We start from the raw sequence: 15,430 nt of genomic DNA, 5'->3' as shown, positions 1-15,430 counted from the left end.
GGCCGGGTCAGCCCGCCGACCGGCTGAACGTGAGGCCGTAGACCCGGCGCGTGGCACCGGCGGGGCCGTCGTCGTCATCCGCCAGCCGGACCATCCCCACCTTCTCCGCCACCCGCTGCGACGGCCGGTTCTCGGGGTGGATGATCGCCACGAGCGAATCGGCGAGACCACGTTCGGCGGCGAATTCCCGGCAGGCGATCGCGGCCTCCGTGGCGTACCCGCGGCCCTGCAGCTCGGCCCGGACGTGATAGCCCACCTCGAGCGCCGGCTTACCGCCGACCTCCTGCCAGGTGAGACCACAGTCGCCGACGAACTCGCCCGCGTGGGTCTCGACGATCCAGAGGCCGTAGCCGTGGGTCTCGTAGTTCGCGCGGTTCCAGGCGATCCACGCTGCCGCGCCCTCGCGCGTCTTCGGAGCGGGGTAGTGGCGCATGACCGCGGGGTCGCCGAGCAGGGCGGCCATCGCATCCAGATCGCCCTCCCCCATCTCGCGAAACCTCAGGCGTTCGGTCGGCGCCGGCACCCGCCGCGAACCACCTGACCGATGCTGCTGTTCGTCGAGGTCGACGGCGAGCTGGATGCGCGTCCCGAGTCGATCGAGACCGGCCTCGGCTTCGACGGCGGCGAGCGCCCGATGGAATGGGGATGCGGGCTCCTCATCGACGAAGCCCAGCGTGCGATAGAACGGCGCGTTCCACGGAACCTCGGCGTACGTGCGCAGGGACAGCCGACGATAGCCCCGGTCGGACGCCTCCCGCATCGCCGCTTCGACGAGCGCCCGCCCGATGCCGTGCCGCGCGTGCGCCGGGGCGACCGAGAGCTGCTCGAGATGCGCACAGCCGTGGACCTCGAGAACGTGCACGAAGCCGACCACGACCCCACCCGCCCGGCCGGCCCCACCTGCCTCACCGGCCCCGCCCGCCTCGCCGACCCCGCCGTCCTGGCCGACAGCACCGACCCCGCCCGCGTCATCCACCTCGGCCACCAGCAGGAACCCGGGCTGGGCCGCGCGCTCCGCGCCCGTCGGTGCAGCACCCCAGTTCTCCGGCTTCAGGCGGTCGATGAGGATGCGATCGGCGTCGTTCTCGAGCTGCTCGAACGCCGCGAGATCGTCGGCCCGAGCGAGGCGGATGCGCGCGGTCATGCCTCCAGCGTACGAGCACCGCGGACGCCCGCCGCGCTGCGTCACCCGGCGGTCAGGTGAGGGGCTTGCGCATGCGGAAGTTGGTGAGGGTGACACCGCGACGGACCGGCGCCTGCTGCGCCTCGACCGCGAAGCCCTGGCTCTCGAAGAAGAGGCGGGCCGTGATGCTCACGTCGGCCGAGAGCTCGCTCACTCCGCGCCCACGGGCGAGTGCCTCACCGTGCGCGATGAGTGTCCGCGCGACCCCGCGCCGGAGGAAGCGCGGCGCCACGAACATCATGTCCACGTAGCCCTCCGGGCCGACATCGGAGAACCCGGCCAGCTCGGCGCCGATCTCGGCGACGAAAGCGCCGCGCGCCCGCATCGCCGCATCCCACCGCCCGAGGTCGCGCCGTTCGCGGTCGGCCCAGGCGTCGATCTCCGCGGCCGTGTAATCGGCGGCGGCCGTCTCGGTCACCGCGGCCAGAAAGAGGTCCAGCGTGCCGGGCGCATCGGCCGGGGCGTAGGCGCTCACGGCGACGGTCGGGCCATCCTGAACAGTCGCGTCATCCACCCCGACACTCTGCCACGGTTGCACCCGGGCCCGAACTCGACGAGGCCGTCACGGCGGCAGGCTGACCCTGCCGTTGCGCGTGCACCACTCGGCGAGCTCGAGTTCCGCGATGGCCACCGCCTCACCGACGCCGCGTGTCGCGCCCGTCCGGCAGAAGTGGCCCGACCGGCGTAACGTCGTTCCATGGCGACAAGCGAGAGCGACGACCTCCAGACCCGCGCCTACGGCCCCGGCCAGCCGCCCCTGACGGATGCCGAGCGAGCCGAGCTCCACCGCCGCCACGCCGCGCCCGCCGCCCGCACGGACCCCGCCGTCCGCACGGGAGAACCGCCGAGCCGCGAGCAGACCGATCCCGCCCGGCCGGCTCCCGCACACCCCGATCCCGCTGAGCCGGATCCCGACGCCGCGGGCGCCGGACAGAAGAGCGGCCCCGCGTCGAGCCCCCGATGGAAGCCCGCTGTCATCGCCCTGTCTGCGGCCGCGGCCCTGGCGGCGGTGGCCGTCATCTCGGCGGCCGCGGGCTTCGCCGCCGGTAGCGCCGACCGCACAGCCGCAGACAGCGCCCCCGCCGCCACCGACGCGGCCGCCGGCACCACCACGGCAGGCAGCGCCGGCCGACCCAGCGCATATCCCGAGGGCAACGCCGACCTCGGCGACGGCATCATCGCGGCCGATGGCACCTGGCTCCCCTTCACCGACGCCGACTGCGACCCCATCCTCGCCGTCGAGACCGCAGCCCTGGCCGGAGTCACCTGCACCTGGCCCGACGGCCACTCGGTAGCCCTAGGCGCCGACGGCTCCGTCTCCACCGACACCACAGCCCTCGTCACCCAAGACAAGGAAGACCCCTTCCGCCTCACGCCCCCCTGACGAGCGGGGAGTCAGGCGGGAACGTCGACCGGGATCACGGTCAGTCCCGGGATGCCCTGGAAGTCCCGAGGGTTCGCCGTCACGACCGGGAGGTCGTTGGCGATCGCGATGGCGGCGATCAGGGCGTCATACGCGCGAGCGGCCGGCTTCCGGCCGGCGCCCCGCAGTGCCGCGGCGACCTGCCCGAAGGCTCGCCCGGAGGCGGCGTCGAAGGGAAGCGGCTCGAAGTCGGCCTCGGCCTGCTGCAGGTGCGCCTGACGCGCGGCCCGCACGCTGTCGTCGGTCGCGACCAACGGCCCCACGCTCAGCTCGGCGATCGTGACCGTGCTGATCACAAGTTCATCGGGCAGCGCATCCGGATCCGTGATCCGCCCCAGCAGAATCACCGTCGACGTGTCGAGCAACCCACGCGCCACGTCGCTCACAGCGACGGATCGATCAGTTCGTCGATGTCGGACCGCAGGGCGTCCGCATCCACCACCGGCAACCGCCGCCGCCGCTCGATCAGCTGCCGCGTCGACGGCGAATGCCGTCGCACCGGCCGCAACTCCGCCACAGCCGCCCCATCACTCGTCACGACCAGCTCTTCCCCTCGAGCCACCCGCGCCAACACGTCCCCCCCATGATTCCGAAGCTCCCGCACGCTGACAGTAGACATACGAAGAGCGTATCACCCGTGATACACCCCCTTCCAGGGCGTCAACACCACTGATGGCCGAGCACGATCTCGAACGCCAAAGCTCCCGGCACCCCGCCGCGCGAAGCGCCGGCGATTGCCGCAGGGTCCCGGCAGCTTGCCGCGCAGAGCGCCGGCGGCCGTGGAGCGGGTGTTCCGGGCGAGCCGCAGGCATCGGGTCTGGCGGACGTCCGCGCAGCGGACGTGGGACTGCGGCTCGCCCGGAATACCCGCTCCACGGCCGCCCACCCACCCAAAACCGAGGCCCAACAACCCCAACCAAATAGGCAACAAAAAAGGCCCACCGAAGTGGACCATTGCTTGCTGGGGTACCTGGACTCGAACCAAGAACAACTGAACCAGAATCAGCCGTGTTGCCAATTACACCATACCCCACCGATCCGAGCCTCAGCCCGAGCCGACTGTTTACTTTAGCCCATCGAACCGCGCTCGCCCAAATCGCCTCAGCTCGGCGTGCCGTCGGTGGCCGGCACTAGCGTGGTGGGCATGACCAGCGTGAAGACGATCGGCATCCTGCTGTTCGAGAACGTCGAAGAACTCGACGCCGTCGGCCCGTGGGAGGTGCTCTCCTACTGGACCCGTAATCACCCCGAAGACGGCTACGAGGTCAGGATGCTCGCGGCCGACCCCGGGCCCGTCACCTGCGCGAAAGGCTTGCGGATGCTGCCCGACACGGTGCTCGCCCAGGCACCGCCGCTCGAGGTGCTCGTCTACCCGGGCGGGCGGGGCACGCGGCCACGGCTGGCCGATCCGGCCGAGCTCGCCTGGGTGCGCGCCCAGCGCGAGACCGTGCCGCTGATGACGAGCGTCTGCACCGGCTCCCTGGTCTACGCCGCCGCCGGCCTGCTCGCCGGCCGTCCCGCCACCACGCACTGGGGGTCGCTCGACCTTTTGGCCGAGCTCGAGCCGACCGCGGATGTGCGGGGCGACGACCGTTTCGTCGACGACGGCGACCTCATCACGGCCTCCGGCGTCTCGGCCGGAATCGACATGGCCCTCCACCTCGTCGACCGCCTGGCCGGTCGCGACCGTGCCGTCGAGGTGCGCCGCGGCATCCAGTACGACCCCCAGCCCCCGATCTGACGCCGCCCACTCCGCCGTCGCCGCGGCACGGGATGCTCGACGGGCCGGGACGACGGTGGGTAGCCTGGCCGCATGGTCGATCGCGCCGTCCCGAACCTCCCGTCGCGGGACTTCGATGCCACGACGGCGTTCTACGGCGGCTTCGGGTTCGAGGTCGCGCATCGGGACGACGGGTGGCTGATCCTCCGCCGCGGTGACCTGCAACTGGAGTTCTTCCCGCACCCCGAGCTCGTCCCCGAGGAGAGCTCCTTCCGGTGCACCGTGCGGGTCGACGACCTCGATGCGCTGTACGCCGCGATCCGTGCCGCCGGCGTCGACGAGCGGACGACGGGCAGCCCCCGCCTCCACCCCGTGCGCGTGCAGCCCTGGGGCCAGCGCGCCGGGTTCCTGATCGACCTCGACGGCACCCAACTCACCATCATCCAGAACCCTGCCTGACCCGGCTGCACGAGGCCGGCGGCGGACTCAGACCGGGCGGATGCCCCGGTTCTGCAGGTGCTCGTACACGACCGACGTGCGCACGTCGGCCACCTCGGGCCGCTCCGTCAGGCGGTCGATCACGAAGGCGTAGAGGCTGTCGTTGTCGGGCACGGCGACGTGCACCAGGAAGTCCTCGTTGCCCGAGGTCACAAACACCCCGAGCGTGTCGGGCAGGGCGCTGACCCAGTTGCGGAAGCCCTCGATGTTCCGCCGCGACGGCGGACGGATGCGCACCGCGATCATCGCCTGCACCGGCCGCCCGATCGAGGGCAGGTCGACCTCGAGCGCCGCCCCGCGGATCACCCCGCGTTCCCGCAGCGAGCGCGTGCGGTCGAGGGCCGTGGTGGGCGAGACGCCGACGGCCGCGGCGATGTCGCGGTTCGTGCGCCGTGCATCCGCCTGCAGTTCGCGCAGGATGGCCGTATCTAGTTCGTCGAGCATCGCCATTCGGCACCTCCAGCAGGATTAAGTACGGGACCACGGTAGCGCAGATGCATGTGTGCATAGGATTCTGTTCTCCATCCGATCGAAAGAAGACCGCCGTGCCAGAAGAGTCCCTGCCCGACATCCCCGCCTACGCCCCCGACGAGATCGTCACGAGCGAACCCACCCGCTCGGCGCGCCTGAAGTGGGCGATCGTCGTCGACAGCGCACTGCCCGCGGGCCGCATGGTCAACGCCGTTGCCTGCATCGCCGCCGCGACGGGCGAGGCGATCGAGGGGATGCAGGGACCGGGCGGCCCCGACGCGAGCGGCTACCCGCATCCGGGCCTCGCCTGGGCCGGATGCACGGTGCTGGGCGCCACGGCCGAGCGGCTCGCCAACACGCGCGCCAAGGCGGTCGCCGCCACGGGCGTGTGGGTGGCCGACATGCCACTCTCGGCCCAGACCAACCGGGTCTACGACGAGTACTTGGCCGAACTCGCCGGCACGCAGCCGGAGGATCTCGAGGTGTGCGCGATCAGCATCGTGGGCCCGCGCGAGACGGTCGACGGCATCGTCAAGAAGCTGAAGCTGCTCTGACCCGCGGCGCTGGTGGCCTCAGTCCCCGGAAGACCCCGAAGCCCCCGCCGCCTTCTCCTTCCGCGCCCGACCTCGCTGCCGCAGGTACGCCACGACACCCGACCCGACCGTGATCACGACGAGCCCGATCAGCACCCACTCCATGTACTGCTCCACGACCGTGGCCACCTCGGGGATGTTCCCGAGCGCGTAGCCGACCCCGATGATCAGCGTCGCCCAGATCGCGGCTCCCAGCGCGTTGAACCCGACGAAGTGCGAGTACCGCATCTTGCCGACGCCGGCCGCGACGGGAGCGAAGGTGCGCACGACGGCGACGAACCGCGCGATCGTGACCGCCCAGCCGCCGAACCGGTCGAAGAAGCCCTGCGTGCGCTCGACGTTCTTGCGGCTGAAGAACCCCGAGTCGCGCCGCTCGAAGATGCCGGGCCCCGCCCTCCGGCCGATCACGAACCCGACCTGGTCGCCGAGGAAGGCGGCGGCGAAGACGGCCAGGATGACCACGGGCAGCGGCAGCGGGATGGCTCCCGTGAAGGTGAGCAGGCCGGTGAAGAACAGCAGGGTGTCACCCGGCAGGAAGAAGCCGATCAAGAGGCCCGTCTCGGCGAAGATGATCGCGCACACGACGAGCAGCCCCCAGCCGCCCGCCCCCTGGATCGTCTCCTGAAGGTTGAAGAGGTCCGCATGCGCCATGACTCGACCATAAGCCCCGCACCGGCGCGAGGCCGACAGCCCTGAGGAAGACAGCGCGAGGGAGACAGCGCGAGGGCTAGAGCAGCGGCCCCAGCAGGTGCCGGTTCACCGCCGCCGCCGTCCGCGCGCCGGCCCCCGCCGCCACGATGAGCTGCTGCGACCCGGGAGGCGTGATGTCACCCACGGCGTAGACGCCGGGCACCGAGGTGGCGCCACGGTCGTCGACCACGACGTGCCCCTCGCCGTCGACCGCGAGCTCGAGGGCGTCGGCGAAGTCGAGCGGCACGCTCCAGAGCGGGCGCACGAAACCGCCGGTGCGCGGGATGGTCGTGCCGTCCTCCAGCACCACACCCGTGAGGCCCGAGCGGTCGCCCACGACGTCGGCGATCGGCCGGCGCTCGACACCGATGCCGCGACCGGCGAGCGCCGCCTCCTCGGCGGGCGTGACCGCATCCGGGGACGCGTTCGTGAAGACGACGAGATCGTCGGTGACCTGCGAGATCAGCACCGCGCGCTCGGCGAGGTCGGCGGTCGTGCCGATCAGGGCGAGCGGCTGCCCGCTCTTCTCGAACGAGTCGCACTCGATGCAGCTGTGCAGGCTCGTGCCGTAGTAAGCCCGGATGCTCGGCAGCGCCGGCAGCGTCTCGGCCAGCCCGTTCGCGAGCACGACGACGGGGGCGGTGACCACCCGGTCGGCCGAACCGCGCACGCCGCGCGAGGTGATCGTGAAGTCGTCCGCACCGGCCGAGGTCGGAGACGACGAGGAGGGCGAGGCCGCCGGTGCCGAGGACGCGGTCGGCGTCACGGAGTCGACGAGCCCCTGGTGGAACTCGGCGGTCGGGTACCCCGCGAACTCCTCACGGCCGAGCGCCCGCAGCTCGAGCGGCGAGACCCCGTCGCGGGTCAGGAACCCGTGCGAGACGAGCGTCGCCGAGTGCCGTGGCCGGTTGCTGTCGAGGATGAGCACGCGCCGGCGCGCCCGCACGAGGTTGAGGCCGGTCGAGAGCCCGGCCGGCCCGCCGCCGATGATGACGACGTCGTAGCGGTCGCCCGCCACGTCGCCGAAGCTGCCGGAGTCGCCCGACCCGCTCATCGCGCGTTCACGAGCCGGTCGAGACGCGCGATCGTCTCCTCCTTGCCGAGGATCTCCATCGATTCGAACAGCGGCGGCGACACGCGGCGACCCGAGACGGCCACCCGCAGCGGCCCGTAGGCGACCCGCGGCTTGAGCGCGAGGCCCTCGATCAGGGCCGAGACGAGCGCGGCCTGGATGGTCGCGGCATCCCACTCCGACAGCGGCACCTCTTCGAGACCGTTGATCGCGGCGGCGAGCACGAGGCCGGCGTTCTCGGGGAGCGAGGCGAGCGCATCCGGAGCGTACTCGAGCGCGGCGGCGTCGACGAAGAACGGCGCGAGCAGCTCAGGCGCCTCGCCGAGCAGCGCCATGCGGGTCTGCACCAGCGGGGCGACGGCGGCGAGCACGCCCTCCTGCGCCGAGGTCAGCGGTGCGGTCACGATGCCGGCGGTCTCGAGGTACGGCACGAGCCGGGCCGCGAAGTCCGCGACGTCGAGCAGCCGGATGTGGTCGCCGTTGATCGACTCCGCCTTCTTCAGGTCGAAGCGCGCCGGGTTGGGCAGCACGTCGACGACGTCGAAGGCCGCGACCATCTCCTCGAGCGAGAAGACGTCGCGGTCAGGCGCGAGCGACCAGCCGAGCAGTGCCAGGTAGTTGACGAGCCCCTCGGGGATGAAGCCCCGGTCGCGGTGGTGGAACAGGTTCGACTCGGGGTCGCGCTTGGAGAGCTTCTTGTTGCCCTCGCCCATCACGTAGGGAAGGTGCCCGAAGCGCGGCACGAACGTGGTCACGCCGATGTCGATCAGCGCGTGGTACTGCGCGATCTGCCGCGGGGTGGAGGAGAGCAGGTCTTCGCCGCGCAGCACGTGAGTGATGCCCATCAACGCGTCGTCGACCGGGTTGACGAGCGTGTAGAGCGGGTGCCCGTTGGGCCGCACGATCACGAAGTCGGTGAAGGAGCCGGCCGGGAAGGTGATCTCGCCGCGCACCAGGTCGTCGAACGAGAGATCCGTGTCCGGCACCCGCAGGCGGAGCGCGGGCGAGCGGCCCTCGGCACGGAAGGCGGCCTTCTGCTCCTCCGACAAGTCGCGGTCGAAGTTGTCGTAGCCGAGCTGCTTGGCCCGGCCCGCGGCCTCGTTGCGGGCATCGATCTCCTCGGCGTTCGAGAAGCTCTCGTAGACGTGGCCCGACTCGAGCAGCGCGGCGATCACCTCGCGGTAGATGCCGTAGCGCTCGGACTGACGGTAGGGCGCGTGCGGTCCCCCGACACCGACCCCCTCGTCCCAGTTCAGGCCGAGCCAGGTGAGCGCCTCGACGATCTGCTCGAAGCTCTCCTCGGAGTCGCGCGCCGCATCCGTGTCCTCGATCCGGAACACCATCTTCCCGCCCGTGTGCCGCGCATAGGCCCAGTTGAACAGGGCCGTGCGAACCAGTCCGACGTGCGGCGTGCCGGTCGGCGACGGGCAGAACCGCACGCGCACATCGGCCCCGGTGGCGTCGGAGAAGGGATGGGTCTGGGAAGAGGAAGCAGCACTCATGACCCCCCGATTCTACGGGGCGGGGCGCACCGAGCTATATTCAACAGAACGCGCATCGGTGCGGCGTAGGGGATTCGGGGGCTCACGTGCTTGAACGACGCGCGCGCGCCTGGTCGCGCACGGTTCGGCAGGCCCTCGACGCGGGCGATGTCGAGGCCGCAGCGGCCCTGGTGCGCGACGAGTGGTCGGCCCTCGTGACCACCGATCCGTCCTGCGTCCGCGAGACCATCCAGGCCCTGCCGGATTCGCTCTGGCAGGCCGACGCCTGGCTCCTGCTGGGCCTCGCCTCCTCGTCGTACGGCTCCCCGGACTCGGTCGAACGCGCCGGCGCCACCCTGTTCCTCAAGGAGTCGCAACGGCTCGTCGCGCTCGGCCGCCCGCCGGGCGTCTCGGCCGAGATCGAGCTGATGACCCGGTTCGGCTTCGCCAAGCACCAGCGGAGCATCGGCCGCTTCGACCGCGCGGCCGCCGAGCTCGACGAGCTCACCACCGCACTCGCCCTCACCGACGACGTCCCCTTCGAGTGGCGGCTGGCGATGGATGCACGACTCCAGCTCGAGCTGTCACTGGTCGACTGGCACCGGGCCGGCTTCGACACCGGCGACTCCTCGATCGGGCCCGCCCTCGCCCTCGCCGAGGACTCCCTCTATCCGGAAGAGCAGGTCGCCGCCTACGGACTCGCGGGTCTCCAGGCCGTCATCGCCGAGAATCCCGAGCGCGCCGACCTCTGGTTCGACCGGGCTCTGGCCGCCGCCGAGGCGACCGAGCTCGGGAGCGATCCGAGCGAGATCCCGCTGGCCGAGTCGACCGCGATGGCGCCGGCACTGTTCGCCCACGCCCTCACCCTCCTCGACCGGGGCCGGCTCGACGCGGCCGGAGAGGTCGTGCCGCTGCTCGAACGCCTCTCGACGGGCAGCGAGTGGCGCGCCTACACCGCGGTCTTCACCGCGACCCGTCTGCTGCTCCTCCGCCGCTACACCGACGCGCTCGAGTCGCTCCGCCTGGCGCGGCAGCTCTCGCGCAAGTGGGAGGACGCCATCCTCCTCGACGCCCTCTCCTACGGGGTGCGCCTCGGCATCGAGATCGGCCTCCGCCGCCCGCACGCCGTCGACCCCGTCGCGGGTCGGACGACGGATGCCCGCCACGTCTTCTGCTCGGGCCGTTACCTCGGCTGGCTGCAGCTCAGCCAGGGGCAGTATCAGGAGGCGATCGAGGAGATCGAGGAGTGCATCCGGCTCGGCGACGGGCATGCGCGCGGCACGCTGATCGACGTGCTGCTGATCGACACCACCGCTCGCGCGGCCCTCGGCGACGCGGTCGGCAGCGCGACGAGCCTCGACTACGCGCTCGCCCTCGGCGCCGAGAGCGGCATCCGGCGGGCCTTCCTCCACCTGCCGCTCGCCCAGCTCGTGCCGCTCCTGGCCTCGGCCCGGACGCGCCCTCAGCCCGCGGCGGTCGTGGCGCTCCTGGACGAGCTCGGCGCCACCTTCGAGTCGGCGGCCGAGCCGGTGCTGCGGCTGAGCGAGCGGGAGCACCAGATCCTGGTCGCGCTCGGCGAGGGGAGGACGGCCCGGGAACTCTCGCAGGAACTCTTCATCTCGCCGAATACGATGAAGACCCACCTCCGACACATCTACCGGAAGCTGGGCGTGGCCTCCCGGGATGAGGCGATCCAGATGGGGCATCGCCTCGGGATCACCCACCGGTCACCCTCGATCTAACCCCTCGGCGACCCATCCGATCCGGGTGAGGCCTGCGAATGTGGAACGGAGCGCTGCCATTCCCCGCAGCCCTCCCGACTGCTGTCACCCGCAGCGTCGATCTCTGATCGAGAGGACAACTTCGGCATGCCCGAAAACAATTCGACCCGACCCCCGCTCACCCGTAGAGCCCTGACCCTGGCGGCCGGCCTGGCCGTCGCAGCCCTCGCGGCGACGGGGCTCAGCCTCGCCGTGGCGAGCCCGGCATCCGCCCACACCCCCACCGTGTCGTCGACCTGCGACACCCTCTCGGTGAAGACCGCGAACTACAGCGCGAACGCCGACAACACCATCACGGTGACCATCGACGGCAAGGACGTCCAGCCGAAGACGTCGTTCGACACCCAGTTCTCGAAGACCTACGACTTCGCCGACCGCACGGTCGCGCACGACTACGTGGTCGCCATCAAGACCTCGGACGACCCGAACGGCTCGAAGGGCTACTCGGTCACAGAGAAGGGCAGCTCGACCCCGTGCGTGCCGCCGACCACGCCGCCCACGACGCCGCCGACCACGCCTCCCACCACTCCCCCGGTGCCGCCCGTCGTCACCGTCTCGAGCGCCGTCACCAGCTGTGACCCGGTGACCGGTGTCGGAAACGGCACCATCACCGTCGTCGCCGGCGGTGACGAGAAGCACGGCTTCGACGTGACCATCGCCGATGCGACCGGCACCGCGGTGCAGTCCCGCTCGCTCGACAAGCCCGGAACCGTCACCTTCGAGGGCATTCCCTCCGGCATGGAGTACACCGCGACCGTCACCGATGCCGTGACCGAGCAGACCAGCTCCGGCACCGTCTCGGTGCAGAAGTGCCTGAAGGCCGTCGTCGAGACCCCGACCCCGACCCCCACCCCCGAGGTCCCGGTCGCCACCACGCCGGCGACCCCCGCCGCCGTCGTGCCGTCGGTTCCCAGCACCCCGGCTTCGGCCCAGGTGTCGAACACGGGCGCACTGGCCGAGACCGGCTCCGAGGCGGCCCCGCTCGCCATCGGCGCCGTCGCGCTGATGATGCTGGGCGGCGTCGTCGCCTTCGCGATCCGCAAGAAGCCGGTGCGCTAGGTCCCCCACCCCAGCGCACCATCGCGTCGGCTCCTCGAGCCGGGCACCCTGAACGGCCCTCTCCGCGCGACGGAGGGGGCCGTTCCCCGTGCGCCATGCCACGCTGGAAGGATGTCGACCCCTACGAAGAACGCCGCCCGCGATGCCAGCAACAACCCGGTCTTCCAGGTGCTGGCCCGGAGCGGCTTCGCCGTCAACGGCCTGCTGCACATCCTGATCGGCGGGATCGCCATCGGCGTCGCGCTCTCCGGAGCCGGCGGCGGCAGCGGCGGGGAGGCCGACCAGTCCGGCGCACTGCGCCAGGTCTCCTCGACCCCGGGCGGGCTCTTCGTGCTCTGGGTCGCGGTGATCGGGCTCTTCGCGCTCGGCCTCTGGCAGATCGTGCAGGTGCGGCTGGTCGACGATCCGGATGCGAAGAAGAAGTGGGGGCGGCGGGCCTCCGAGGCGGGCAAGGCCGTCGTCTACATCGCGCTGGGCGTCACTGCGCTGACCTTCGCGCTCGGCGGGTCGTCGAACTCGTCCGACTCCAGTCAGACCCTGAGCGCGCGGCTCCTCGAGACACCCGGCGGCGTCTTCCTGCTGGTCGCGATCGGACTCGCGGTCGTCGGCGGCGGGATCGGCTTCGTCGTGATCGGCATCCGCCGCACCTTCCGCAAGCAGATCCACGTGCCTGCGGGACAGGCCGGGCGCGCGGTCGTCGTGCTCGGCACGGTCGGCTACATCGCCAAGGGCATCGCATTGTTCGTCGTCGGGGTGCTCTTCGTCGTCGCGGCCTTCACCTACGACCCCGAGAAGGCCTCCGGCCTCGACGGGGCGCTCAAGGCGCTCGTCGGGCTGCCGTTCGGTGTGGCCGTGCTCGTGGCCGTGGGCATCGGGCTGATCGCCTACGGCGTGTACCTGGGCGTGCGCGCCCGGCTCGCGAAGCTCTGAGCGACGTGGCCGGGCGACCGGCCGACACCGTCCCGCTCACGCCCCGCGGAGCATCCTGAGCCGCATCAGCAGGTCGGGGCCGCGCCGGTCGAGCTCGGCGCCGCCGATCCGTACGCCGACCACGAGGAACACGGCGCCGAGCACCACGCCCACGAGCAGGGTCAGCCAGCCGAGCAGCGCCGACGAGAAGATCAGGGCGCACACGGCCAGGATGGTCGCGGGCAGCGCGAGCAGCAGGGCGACGCCCCAGGTGGCGAAGCCCGACAGCGCCGTGGTGAAGCTCGCACCCGGCGCCGAGCGGAACGGGTTGTCGCCGGCCTGCGGCACCGGGATCACGATCCGCGACGACGAGACGCTGACCACCCCGAAGCCGCCGAGGAGCGCCGCGGCCGAGAGGCCGAGGAAGATCGGCAGCAGGTTCCACGACCCGGTCCAGAACATCGGCACGATCGTGCCGAGGAGCACCAGGGGCACCGCGATGATCGCCAGCGCGCCGAGCCGGCCGAGCCGGTCGTCGCGGCCGCGTACGCCGTCGGCGAGGTGGGTCGCGAACGCGGTGCCGTCGAACGAGATGTCGGTGTAGATCGACACGGCGAGGAAGAACGCGAGCACCGGGCCGGTGAGGTTGAGCAGGGCCGGGGCGTCGTTGTTGACCGAGTAGAACCACAACAGCACGGGCACCAGCGGCACGATGATCAGCTGGCGTGCGTAGCGCGGGTCGCGTCGCCAGTAGGTCAGCGAGCGCGCGGCGACGGCACCGGCCGGGGTGGCCGGCAGCACGCCGAACAGCCCGGTCTTGCCCCGGGCGGCCTGCTTGCGGGCGGCGGCCGGCGGGTTCACCTGGCTGACCGCGAGCGAGTGGCGCCAGACCAGCACGAGCAGCACGAGGGTCGCGAGGCTGATCAGCAGCTTGAGCGCGGCGGGGCCGTAGTCGCCGATCGCGACATCGGGGGCGATCGAGAACGGGGCGCCGAGCGGAGACCAGCTGAGGGCGCGCGCGAGGCCGGGCAGAGCATCCGCCGAGTCGGCCACACCCCGGGTGAACCAGGCCAGCAGCGGGCCGAGCAGCAGGATCGGGATGAAGATCAGGATGCCGCCGAGCTCGCGGAACCGCCGGCGCGACTGCAGGCTCGTGCTGAGGGCCGCGACCGTGCGCGAGGCGATGACCGCGGTCAGCACCCCGAGGATCGCGCCGATGACCGCGGCGATCGCCGCCGGCAGCGAGACCGAGAACGTGACCACCGTCGCGAGCGCGGCGATCGAGGTGACGATTCCGGGCACGCCGAGCAGGCCCACCAGGGTCAGGCCGACCAGCAGCTGGGTCATCGACATCGGGAAGACCCGCAGGCGCGCGGGATCGACCGACTGCTCGATACCGAAGGCGATCAGGGGCAGCACGATCCAGCCGAGGATCACGGCCGAGCCGGCGAGGATGACCACGGTCGTGGCGAACTCGAGCGGCGCGAACCGCAGGGCGACGAGCCCCAGCACCGCGAGTCCGAGCGCGCCGAGGCCGTAGAGGGCGCCGATGATCACGGCGACCAGCTGCCAGGCGCTGCGCTTCAGCGAGTTGCGCAGCAGCAGGAACCGCAGCTTTACGAGCGTCGCAACCATTCCGGCCCCTCTGCGTGCGTGCGACCGCCGACGAGCTCGACGAAGCGGTCTTCGAGAGTGGATCCGCCGCGCACCTCGTCCACGGTGCCGGCGACCAGCACCCTGCCGTTCGCGACGACGGCGACGTGGTCGCACATCCGCTGCACCAGGTCCATCACGTGGCTGGAGACGATGACCGTGCCGCCGTTCTGCACGTAGCCGGTGAGGATGTCGCGGATGTTCGCGGCCGAGACCGGGTCGACCGACTCGAACGGCTCGTCGAGCACCAGCACGCGCGGAGCGTGCACCAGGGCGCAGGCGAGCGCGATCTTCTTGGTCATGCCGGCGGAGTAGTCGACGACGAGCGAGCCGGCCGCCGACTCGAGGTCGAGCAGGCGCAGCAGGTCGGCGACGCGGTCGGCGACCTCGGCGCGGTCGAGGCCGAAGAGCAGTCCGTTGTAGGTGACGAGCTGCTCGCCGCTCAGGCGGTCGAAGAGCTTCACGCCGTCGGCGAGGTTGCCGATCAGCGCCTTCGCCTTGATCGGGTCGCGCCACATGTCGACGCCGTGCACGAGCGCCTGGCCGGCGTCGGGGCGGAGGAGGCCGGTGGCCATCGACAGCGTCGTCGTCTTGCCGGCGCCGTTCGGGCCGACGAGCCCGTAGAACGAGCCCTCCGGCACCGTCAGGCTCAGGGCGTCGACGGCGAGCTTCTGGCCGAAGTGCTTGGTCAGGCCGGTGAGTTGCATCGCGGCGGTGCCGGTGGTGCCGGCGGCGGGCGTGGGTGCGGGCGCTGCGGCGGGCGTCGGTGCCTGCGCGGGCGTGGGCGCGGCGGATGGATCTGTCATGCGTGGTCCCCTTCACGAGTGGCCCCTCCACTCTGGCGGCTGGGAGCCTTCTCGACAACCGACCCCGCGGTGTGGCGGCAAACTCGGCCGG

General features: G+C 71.6%; 17 protein-coding genes and 1 tRNA gene. 7 read left to right on the top strand and 11 right to left on the bottom strand.

What is annotated here, in order from left to right; all coding sequences use genetic code 11:
- Window positions 1-7 precede the first annotated feature (7 nt).
- A complete protein-coding gene (locus HSO01S_RS19685) occupies window positions 8-1,144 on the bottom strand; it encodes a GNAT family N-acetyltransferase (protein WP_306306985.1) in 1,137 nt (378 codons plus the stop codon).
- A gap of 52 nt (window positions 1,145-1,196) precedes the next feature.
- On the bottom strand, window positions 1,197-1,697 hold the full coding sequence (locus tag HSO01S_RS13155) for a GNAT family N-acetyltransferase (RefSeq protein WP_066042094.1): 501 nt from the start codon (window positions 1,695-1,697) through the stop codon (window positions 1,197-1,199).
- 183 nt (window positions 1,698-1,880) lie between these two features.
- Here HSO01S_RS13155 and HSO01S_RS13150 point away from each other — a divergent pair, with 183 nt between their 5' ends.
- Entirely contained in the window at window positions 1,881-2,567 is a 687-nt protein-coding gene (locus tag HSO01S_RS13150) for a hypothetical protein (RefSeq protein WP_066042091.1), read from the top strand.
- Window positions 2,568-2,578: 11 nt separating this feature from the next.
- On the opposite strand, the gene HSO01S_RS13145 is transcribed toward HSO01S_RS13150, so the two are convergent.
- From HSO01S_RS13145 to HSO01S_RS13135, 3 genes are all read right to left on the bottom strand, one after another.
- Window positions 2,579-2,992 carry a type II toxin-antitoxin system VapC family toxin gene (locus HSO01S_RS13145; protein WP_245636002.1) on the bottom strand — a complete coding sequence of 138 codons (414 nt, stop codon included), beginning with the start codon at window positions 2,990-2,992 and terminating at the stop codon, window positions 2,579-2,581.
- Window positions 2,989-3,225, bottom strand: coding sequence for a type II toxin-antitoxin system Phd/YefM family antitoxin (locus HSO01S_RS13140; RefSeq protein ID WP_174522991.1), 237 nt, complete (start codon window positions 3,223-3,225; stop codon window positions 2,989-2,991). The genes HSO01S_RS13145 and HSO01S_RS13140 overlap by 4 nt, the downstream gene beginning before the upstream one ends.
- Window positions 3,226-3,567: 342 nt before the next feature.
- Window positions 3,568-3,639, bottom strand: a tRNA-Gln gene (locus tag HSO01S_RS13135).
- Window positions 3,640-3,750: 111 nt separating this feature from the next.
- On the opposite strand from HSO01S_RS13135, the gene HSO01S_RS13130 reads away from it, so the two are divergent.
- Window positions 3,751-4,347, top strand: a complete 597-nt coding sequence (locus tag HSO01S_RS13130; RefSeq protein ID WP_174522990.1) for a DJ-1/PfpI family protein — start codon at window positions 3,751-3,753, stop codon at window positions 4,345-4,347.
- A gap of 72 nt (window positions 4,348-4,419) precedes the next feature.
- Entirely contained in the window at window positions 4,420-4,785 is a 366-nt protein-coding gene (locus HSO01S_RS13125; RefSeq protein ID WP_066042089.1) for a bleomycin resistance protein, read from the top strand.
- A 27-nt stretch (window positions 4,786-4,812) separates the two neighbouring features.
- Here HSO01S_RS13125 and HSO01S_RS13120 read toward each other — a convergent pair whose 3' ends face one another.
- Window positions 4,813-5,274: an Lrp/AsnC family transcriptional regulator gene (locus HSO01S_RS13120; protein ID WP_066042088.1), complete on the bottom strand. Its 462-nt coding sequence runs from the start codon at window positions 5,272-5,274 to the stop codon at window positions 4,813-4,815.
- A gap of 95 nt (window positions 5,275-5,369) precedes the next feature.
- On the opposite strand from HSO01S_RS13120, the gene HSO01S_RS13115 reads away from it, so the two are divergent.
- A complete protein-coding gene (locus HSO01S_RS13115; RefSeq protein ID WP_245636001.1) occupies window positions 5,370-5,849 on the top strand; it encodes a DUF2000 domain-containing protein in 480 nt (159 codons plus the stop codon).
- Between the two features lie 18 nt (window positions 5,850-5,867).
- Here the strand turns inward: HSO01S_RS13115 and HSO01S_RS13110 are convergent, their stop codons facing one another.
- The 3 genes from HSO01S_RS13110 to gltX all read right to left on the bottom strand — a co-directional run bounded on the left by HSO01S_RS13110 (window position 5,868) and on the right by gltX (window position 9,152).
- On the bottom strand, window positions 5,868-6,539 hold the full coding sequence (locus tag HSO01S_RS13110) for a DedA family protein (RefSeq protein WP_066042086.1): 672 nt from the start codon (window positions 6,537-6,539) through the stop codon (window positions 5,868-5,870).
- A 76-nt stretch (window positions 6,540-6,615) separates the two neighbouring features.
- Window positions 6,616-7,632, bottom strand: coding sequence for an NAD(P)/FAD-dependent oxidoreductase (locus tag HSO01S_RS13105; RefSeq protein ID WP_066042083.1), 1,017 nt, complete (start codon window positions 7,630-7,632; stop codon window positions 6,616-6,618).
- The gene (gltX, locus tag HSO01S_RS13100) at window positions 7,629-9,152 is read right to left on the bottom strand and encodes a glutamate--tRNA ligase (RefSeq protein ID WP_066042081.1); all 1,524 of its coding nucleotides are present in this window, start codon (window positions 9,150-9,152) and stop codon (window positions 7,629-7,631) included. The genes HSO01S_RS13105 and gltX overlap by 4 nt, the downstream gene beginning before the upstream one ends.
- A gap of 86 nt (window positions 9,153-9,238) precedes the next feature.
- Here gltX and HSO01S_RS13095 point away from each other — a divergent pair, with 86 nt between their 5' ends.
- From HSO01S_RS13095 to HSO01S_RS13085, 3 genes are all read left to right on the top strand, one after another.
- The gene (locus tag HSO01S_RS13095; RefSeq protein ID WP_066042080.1) at window positions 9,239-10,873 is read left to right on the top strand and encodes a helix-turn-helix transcriptional regulator; all 1,635 of its coding nucleotides are present in this window, start codon (window positions 9,239-9,241) and stop codon (window positions 10,871-10,873) included.
- Window positions 10,874-10,999: 126 nt separating this feature from the next.
- Window positions 11,000-11,971 (top strand): hypothetical protein, encoded by a 972-nt coding sequence (locus HSO01S_RS18795; protein ID WP_066042077.1) that lies wholly within the window; start codon window positions 11,000-11,002, stop codon window positions 11,969-11,971.
- A gap of 111 nt (window positions 11,972-12,082) precedes the next feature.
- A complete protein-coding gene (locus HSO01S_RS13085) occupies window positions 12,083-12,901 on the top strand; it encodes a DUF1206 domain-containing protein (RefSeq protein WP_066042076.1) in 819 nt (272 codons plus the stop codon).
- Window positions 12,902-12,937: 36 nt separating this feature from the next.
- Here the strand turns inward: HSO01S_RS13085 and HSO01S_RS13080 are convergent, their stop codons facing one another.
- Complete coding sequence (locus tag HSO01S_RS13080; RefSeq protein ID WP_066042074.1) at window positions 12,938-14,515, bottom strand: hypothetical protein; 1,578 nt, start codon at window positions 14,513-14,515, stop codon at window positions 12,938-12,940.
- Window positions 14,497-15,339, bottom strand: coding sequence for an ABC transporter ATP-binding protein (locus HSO01S_RS13075; protein WP_084361653.1), 843 nt, complete (start codon window positions 15,337-15,339; stop codon window positions 14,497-14,499). The genes HSO01S_RS13080 and HSO01S_RS13075 overlap by 19 nt, the downstream gene beginning before the upstream one ends.
- Window positions 15,340-15,430: the final 91 nt, after the last annotated feature.

It is taken from the genome of Herbiconiux solani NBRC 106740 (assembly GCF_001571005.1).
Taxonomy (GTDB): domain Bacteria; phylum Actinomycetota; class Actinomycetes; order Actinomycetales; family Microbacteriaceae; genus Herbiconiux; species Herbiconiux solani.
This window is presented reverse-complemented; position numbering and strand designations above follow the sequence as displayed.